3 protein-coding genes and 2 pseudogenes are annotated in these 4884 nt (G+C 49.8%); 3 read left to right on the top strand and 2 right to left on the bottom strand.

Features of this window, described 5'->3' with window-relative positions; genetic code table 11:
- Positions 1–218 precede the first annotated feature (218 nt).
- The gene (locus tag VB741_RS25970; protein ID WP_323368130.1) at positions 219–686 is read right to left on the bottom strand and encodes an Hsp20/alpha crystallin family protein; all 468 of its coding nucleotides are present in this window, start codon (positions 684–686) and stop codon (positions 219–221) included.
- Positions 687–886: 200 nt separating this feature from the next.
- Here VB741_RS25970 and VB741_RS25965 point away from each other — a divergent pair.
- From VB741_RS25965 to VB741_RS25955, 3 genes and pseudogenes are all read left to right on the top strand, one after another.
- Positions 887–1192, top strand: a pseudogene (locus tag VB741_RS25965) (bidirectional hydrogenase complex protein HoxU); the annotation flags it as partial.
- A 330-nt stretch (positions 1193–1522) separates the two neighbouring features.
- A complete protein-coding gene (locus tag VB741_RS25960; RefSeq protein WP_323368128.1) occupies positions 1523–3073 on the top strand; it encodes a phytoene desaturase family protein in 1551 nt (516 codons plus the stop codon).
- A gap of 5 nt (positions 3074–3078) precedes the next feature.
- Entirely contained in the window at positions 3079–4296 is a 1218-nt protein-coding gene (locus VB741_RS25955; protein ID WP_323368127.1) for an FAD-dependent oxidoreductase, read from the top strand.
- 217 nt (positions 4297–4513) lie between these two features.
- Here the strand turns inward: VB741_RS25955 and VB741_RS25950 are convergent.
- Positions 4514–4753, bottom strand: a pseudogene (locus tag VB741_RS25950) (DUF4010 domain-containing protein); the annotation flags it as partial.
- Positions 4754–4884: the final 131 nt, after the last annotated feature.

Below are 4884 nucleotides of genomic sequence, written 5' to 3'. Positions count from 1 at the left end.
CATTCCTTGCTCTTTGGGTATTGGAATGTTCGTTGCTTTGAGCGATGGCAACGCACCCCGTAGGCAATCTCTTTTCCCAAGGGCTGCACCTGTCAACTTAAAGAAAAACTTCGCACTGTCCAGTTAATTCTGATGCCCAACAGATTGTCATCAGAAGCAAGCAAAGGCAAAGCCAGGAGAAGAACAAGGCAATCTTCTCCTGGCTTCCTACCTCTAGGCTAACCAACCTGTACTTTAACAGCAGTCTTTTCTGCTACCTCAACTTTGGGCAGCTTCAGCGTCAAAATGCCATCCTTGTACTCGGCGGTTACAGTCTCGGCCTCAACTTTTCCAGGTAATGCAATGATGCGTTCAAACTCGCCATAGCGGAACTCAGATCGGAAGATACCATCTTCCTCAGTCTTGCTTTCCGTCTTACGTTCGCCTTTGACAATGACCGTATCGCCTGTTACTTGGACATCCAGATCCTTGGCCTCCATTCCAGGAATTTCCAGCTTAAGGTTAATGACATCGTCGGTCTCATTTAGCTCAGCCAAAGGCGCAAATCCATTCGCCATAGGCATGCTAAGGCCTACAGGTGCCCAGCGATCAAATAGGTGATTCATCTCACGCTGTAAGCGCTCAAGCTCATGGAAAGGTTCCCAATGGGTAATATTTTTGATCGGATCTTTACGAATGAGAGACATACTTACCTCCATCATATTGAACATTCGCTGTTTGCAAAGAGGAGAATCTCACTGCTCCAAACAAGCAACCTGATTCTCTTCTCAGCTTCTAAGTTAGACCTGAAAGTTGAGGATCTTATGAGCATGGGCAATGATGTAAATCTGAGTCGTAACCGGTACTCTAGTTATCTGCAACTCCCTAAGGTGATATCTGCCAAAGACTATCGGCTTGCATCACTGCTGTTGCTTAGGGAATGGAAGTACAAACCAACACCCCACGTCTACAGTAGTACCGCCGCATGATTGTTGAACTGCTATTTGCAGGGGGTAACCATGTGTGCGCAGTCTGCGTTGCCAACGGCAACTGCGAACTTCAGGACCTAGCGGTAGATCTAGGCATGGATCATGTTCGCTTTGCCTACCAGCATCCTCTGCATGCCGTTGATATCTCCCATGCTCGCTTTGGCTTGGATCCCAATCCCTGTGTGCTTTGTACCCGCTGTATCCGCGTTTGCGATCAAGTGGAGATTGTTCTCAGCGTCCTCCTGCCCATCGAGTTCCACAAGCTGTTCATGCATTAGACATGATCGGTAATAAAAAGTTAAAAATGGACCCCAAGCCTTACGGTGAGAGCGTTTCAGCTGACTGACCCAAGGTCGTTGAAACGCTCGTGTAGCAAGGGTTCCGACTATTTCTGATAAGGTCTCTTATTCCCCCTGCCATGAGGCGATTCAAAAGGTTCGCGAAGATCTGGCCCGCAACTTGCAGCCTGAAGCTTGAAACCTCATGAGTTCCTCAAGATCAAACCCTAGGCTATTCCTATTCGCTTAGCTGAGCAGGTTGCTCAAGGGGGCTCAATGAAGGCCAATTCTCAGACGGACTATCTCATCGTCGGCAGCGGCATTTCTGCGTTGGTGTTCGGCGCACTCATGGCCAAGGCAGGCAAGCGAGTCCAAATCCTGGAGTCCCACGAGCACCCTGGTGGTTTTGGCCATAGCTTCACCCTGGCCAAGCAGTACACCTTCAATGCTCAGCTGCATTACGTCTGGGATTGCGGTGAGGGCAACACGGTGAATCGAGTGCTCAAGCGTTTGGGGCTGGACCAGGAAATCACCTTTGAACGCTATAACCCCGATGGCTTTGACCATATGCGAATGCCAGGTTATAGGCTGGAAATTCCATCGGATGCAGAGGTGTTGGGAGATCGCCTCACACACCTCTTCCCTGAGCATGAATCTGCCATCCGTGGCTTCATTGCCGAAGTGCAAACGGTGCGAGCTGGCCTCAAGCTCCTGTCGCCCCCCGTACAGCCTCTGGACATTCTGGGCCACTTGGGCCGGGCTGTTACCACCGCCCAGTACCTCAACAGCACCCTCCAGGATGTATTTGATCGGTTCAAACTACCGGCAGCAGTTCAAACCTTGCTGGCCCTGCAGTGGCCTGATTTTTTGCTGCCCCCAAACCAGCTTTCTTTCTATGCCTGGGTCGTGCTGTTCTGCGGCTATCAAGAAGGTGCGTTCTATCCCACCCAACATTTTGAATCTGTAATTAATGCCCTGGTTCAGGCCATTGAGGAGCATGGAGGCCAGGTATTGCTAAACCAAGAGGTGGTGAACTTCTTAGTCGATGGCAAAACTGTTTACGGCTTGCAGGCGATGCATCGCATCACCCACCAGACCCAAGACTTTATGGGCCAGACGGTGATCTGCAACATGGATCCCAAACGGGCAGCCAAGATGATTGGCATCGAAAAATTCTCCAAGGCAGTGCGTAAGAAGCTCTCCTATGACTACTCTCCCTCAAATTTCATGGCCTATTGTGTGGTTAAGGATCTGGACCTGCGAGACTATGGCTTCGGGAAATGGAATACGTTTCATACTGAACATCCCAATCTCAATGATGCTTTTGAGCAGATGTATGTTGAGAACGATTTCTCGAATCTCAGTTTTGCCATTACAACGCCGACCTTACTCACAGAGGCCGGGCGAGATTGCCCGGCAGATTGCCAAATCGTGGAATTTCTGACGGTGGCCAACTATGCCTACTTTAAAGATCTGTTAGAGTGCGATCGCAAAGCCTATAGCCAAAAGAAAGAAGAAATTCTTGAGCGCATTCTCGATATCATGGAAGAACAATATATTCCTGACTTTAGGAAGCATATTGTCTTCAAAATTACCGGCAGCCCCACCACTAACGAACGCTTTTGCCATTGCCCCAACGGTAACTCCTATGGCTCTAGTCTCACGCCTAAAAATATGGGGCTGGGGCGGCTCAACCATCTGACCTCCTTAGAAAACTTCTACTTCTGCAATGCCTCCTCGGGTTACCCCGGTTTTGCTCCCACCTTCTGGACTGGAGCGTTGCTCTATCAAAGACTGTCTGGCGATGTCATTTTAGAAAAGCCTTAGAGATTATGAAAATTGCAATTATAGGTGGTGGTGCAAGTGGCATGGTAACCGCCTATCTCTTGGACAAGCAGGGTCACCAAGTCACAGTGTTTGAACGTCAGCCGAGCTTGGGTGGGCATATCAAAACCCTGAATAAAAATGTGCAGCCTAACCATTCGGACTGTGGGCAGATTTTGGAAAATGGCGTACTAGAGTTTCCGGCCGTCTTTCACAATTTCAGAGCCCTGATGGAGGAGCTTGGAGTGGTGTTAGAGCAGGTTGATTTAGGCTCAGCAATTTGCTTTAAGGATGGCCATCACTTCCTTTCCGCAACAATGATTCGCCGAAATTTCACCGGTTGGCGACGCCTGATCGAATACCTACGGCTAGATACCCTCTATGCTCGCTCGGCAGGCTTTTGGGTCAGGATGCAGTTTCCCACAGTGCAAGACTTTTACGATCAGCCAATGTCTCAGCATTTGCCGCGACCCTGCGTGCGCAATACCTGGCTAAAGCTGTTGACCCTTTACAGCTACTCCATGCCCTTTGAACTGATTGATAATTTCCCCGCTGAATTGGCTATTCCAGCCCTGCGCCAATACATTTTCACCCAGTGGTTCCGCATCAAGGGGGGCGTTTACACCTACATCGAAAAAATCCTAGAGCGCTTCAGTGGCAAGGTGGTGCTCAATGCCCAGATCACCGGCATTCGGAGGACGGACCAGGGCATTGTCGTGGAGCTGCCGCAAGGCATCCAGCAGTTTGACAAGCTGGTGCTGGCGGCACCGCCGGATCAGGTGCTGAAGCTGCTGGCAGACCCCACCCCGGCGGAGAAACGTCGGTTCTCGGCTTGGCAGGAGAATCATATTCGCACCATTCTCCACACCGATACTTCCATGTATGAGCCCTATGGCATTCAGAATCCAGGAGAATTTGACTTTTTCCAGGGAGATCGCGGTTGGGGCTATAACGCCTCTCTCAACCAGCTCTGTGATGTGCAGTCTGGCGATTGCTATAGCCTCTCTTTCAACCTCGCTAGCCTAATTGATAAGGCCAAGGTCCAGCATGTTCAGGAACATCACACACCGCTTTATAGCGTTGAATCTTTCCGTTATCGCGATGAAGTGGTCGCCAAAAATGGCGAGAATAATACCTACCACGCGGGTGCCTATCTCAGCGATGGACTACATGAAGGTGCTATCACTTCCGCGATGCGAGTTGCTGACTTAATAGCTAAAATCTGATTCATATTGTCTGTTGTACTGAGATTCAAGGAGTTTAACTTAAGCCGAGAAATCCTGGCTAGGTGGGGAATCAGGGGCCAGAAGCCATTGAGGCCCTGACTCCTGACTCCTGAATACTCTCCTTGGGAAATAGCATCTCTGATTTGCTTCAGCAATCCCTGCTCATGCTTCAGTCATCCCTATTCAGTTAACCTGCCTCTACAACCGTTCGGAGCAGCTAAACCAAAAATGTCATCATAAAACTCATCGTCAATGCCACTAGTAAAATAGAAGCGCACCAGCGAGCCAGCTTTTGTCCGGCGATCGCAAAAACTAAACCCGCTTTCACCAGGGTATTAACCGCCACAGCAATCAAAATGCCAAAGTAAGCCACCGACTCCGCCAGGCCCTGTTTAGCTGCCTCCGCCAGGGAGAGACTAACTGCATCCACATCGGCAATACCAGAAACAGCTGAGAGTAAGTAAAGGGCGTAACCGGTGTTCCTCGGCCATCAGTAAAGGGGCTGAAGTATTGTCAGTTGGAGGTTGTAGAGCATCAAGCAGGAAATAGGACTAGAGTTGGAATATGAACGCCAATCTAGTCCCAACA

This window comes from Leptothoe sp. PORK10 BA2 (assembly GCF_034932105.1).
Lineage (GTDB): Bacteria > Cyanobacteriota > Cyanobacteriia > Phormidesmidales > Phormidesmidaceae > Leptothoe.
The sequence above is the reverse complement of the archived record's forward strand: the minus strand, read 5'-3'. Positions and strand labels throughout refer to the sequence as shown.